The organism is Paracoccus sp. SSK6 (genome assembly GCF_039770665.1).
Classification (GTDB): Bacteria; Pseudomonadota; Alphaproteobacteria; order Rhodobacterales; family Rhodobacteraceae; genus Paracoccus.
Genome location: NZ_JBDPNJ010000071.1, coordinates 1 through 2,095 on the forward strand (window position 1 = coordinate 1; position 2,095 = coordinate 2,095).

The following is a 2,095-nucleotide window of genomic DNA, read 5'->3' on the forward strand; positions in this document are numbered from 1 at the left end:
GGTGGACGACTTTTACGCCGCCCGCAGCAGCTCCATGCCGCCGCTTCCGTGGCCTAATTTCTCACTGCCGTTCTCACCGGATCGATCTCACCCAGCGGAAGGATATCAGGATGCTGGTGAACGAGTGTCTGGATGTCGTCTTCAAGAAAGGCAGCCTGAGAAAGGACTGTCGTCAAGCTTCCGTCGGCTGGAATATAGGCTGGTTTGATCTTCTGGCGGGCCATAAACCGGTTCTCGTGAAAATGGGTTGCACCACGAAGTAGGCGATACGGGCTCGCTCCTGTCCAGCCAGATTGCAACCTTTAGTTGTTGATCTCCGTGGGCAGCGCGGACCTGTCAGCCCAACGCCTTGATGATGTCTGAGCCGAGCGTTCTCGTGTTTTTCGGATTGCTCATCGCGTTCAACACATCCACTCCGATGTCGCGGGCTATTTCGCGAAGGACAGGCAGGGCCTGAGGAAGTGTCTGCTCGCCTTCCTTCACCAGGATCGTCCCATTCTCAAGTTGGACCACCCGCAGATGCTTCCAGGTGGACGCTGCCACCTCCTTGAGGTCTTCGATCGGGTAAGAGGACGTTCGGGCAAGCGCACCGGACCGGTGGTTCATCAGAAGGCGAAGAGATCCGTTCGATTCACGAAGCAGAGGACGCAGTTCTTCGATCGTGCAGTTGAAGAGCTCGCGGATTGACGGCTCATTCTCTTCAACCTCGATCTGAAGGATCATCACGCGTGTGGCGTGTTGAAGCGTGCTGGCATTGAAACTGACATGGGTCGATGAGGTGATCGTCTTGACCGATATCTTCTCGCCCTCGGCCGAAACGACATCATAGCCGACCTGATTGACCGCCTTGGCCATCTGTCCGCGTGTGATCATGGCCGTGTAAAGTTCACCGATCCGACCTGTGAGATGACGCAATTCAGCAATTTGTGCGCCCCACGCCAGTTCCTTTTCAAACCACTGCAGAGCTTCACCGAGCGACCTGATGATCTGAGTTTGACTAAGGCTCATGGGTTCTTCTTGCTCTAAAAGACGCATGCCGTTTGAAGCAAAGGGGGAACGATCTGGCCATCCTGCTCGCCCGACGCATGATCTACGCAGCCCTGAGAAATTGCTAGTTGATCATAACCAGTTGAGATGAAAGAGCTCGTGCTCGGAAAAAGGCAGGAGGTGCTTATCATGGAAAAGTTTTCGATCACCAGGTTCGTGCCGCCGGTCCTACAGGAGTTGCAGGGTGATCGCCTGACTGCGCGCGAGATCGCTGTGAAAGTTTACGAGCGGCATCCGGAGGCCTGTGAAGCGAAGCGCCAGCGCAGCCGCGCTGTCGTGCAGCCGCTCGACAGCTACGAAGGGCTAATCCAGCAGATCGTGGCCGAGATCGGCGCCCAGCGGCAGCATCTCGAACGTCGGTTTGGCATCAAATCCACCGAAGAGCGACCGCGCAAATACTTCTATTCAACGAGCTCGGACGATGCGGATGTTCAGGCCTTCGAAGAGGGGGAAACGGTGACTGCGCCACTCAGGTTCGATGATCCCATAGCCGTATCGCCTGTGCCGCGAAGGACGATGGAAGCAGAGCTGTATCCGCTTCTCTCCCAGTTCCTGTTCTCCGAGTTGCGCATTTCGTCAAAGAGGATTGATGAAAAGCGCTCCCGCAACAGTCGTGGTCCTGAGGGCAACAAGTGGCTGTTTCCGGACGTGGTAGGCATTGAGAACCTGACCGCGGACTGGTCCGCCGAGGTCATCGACTGTGCCAAGGCTTATTCCGACCCCCGGTCGAAGCTCTACTCCTTTGAAGTCAAAGTGCTGCTAAACCGCTCGAATGTCCGCCAATCCTATTTTCAAGCCGTCAGCAACTCCTCCTGGGCAAACTTCCCCTATCTGGTCACATCGGAGATCCATGGGGACACCTTGGCGGAGCTCCGTGTCCTGGCCGGCACCCACGGGGTGGGTGTCATCAAGGTGAACGCCGGCAACCCTTCCGAAAGCGAGATCCTGATCCCGGCCCGCGAACGAACCACCGTCGACTGGAATAGCGCCAACCGGATCGCGTTCGAGAACACAGATTTCGTCGAGTTCCTGAACCACGTGAAGTACT

General features: G+C 56.5%; 3 protein-coding genes. 2 read left to right on the top strand and 1 reads right to left on the bottom strand.

All coding sequences use genetic code 11. The features are described from left to right. A partial coding sequence (locus AAIL68_RS17320) for a hypothetical protein (protein ID WP_347141033.1) occupies positions 1 to 263 on the top strand: 263 nt, incomplete at its 5' end. 73 nt (positions 264 to 336) lie between these two features. Here AAIL68_RS17320 and AAIL68_RS17325 read toward each other — a convergent pair. Next, positions 337 to 1,035, bottom strand: coding sequence for a hypothetical protein (locus tag AAIL68_RS17325; RefSeq protein ID WP_347141034.1), 699 nt, complete (start codon positions 1,033 to 1,035; stop codon positions 337 to 339). A 141-nt stretch (positions 1,036 to 1,176) separates the two neighbouring features. On the opposite strand from AAIL68_RS17325, the gene AAIL68_RS17330 reads away from it, so the two are divergent. After that, positions 1,177 to 2,095 (top strand): HrgA protein (locus AAIL68_RS17330; protein ID WP_347141035.1); only part of this gene is annotated, 919 nt, incomplete at its 3' end.

Bases quoted from the DNA above. Each gene is read 5' to 3' on its own strand.
- AAIL68_RS17325 (WP_347141034.1), bottom strand. From the start codon at position 1,035: ATGCGTCTTTTAGAGCAAGAAGAACCCATGAGCCTTAGTCAAACTCAG.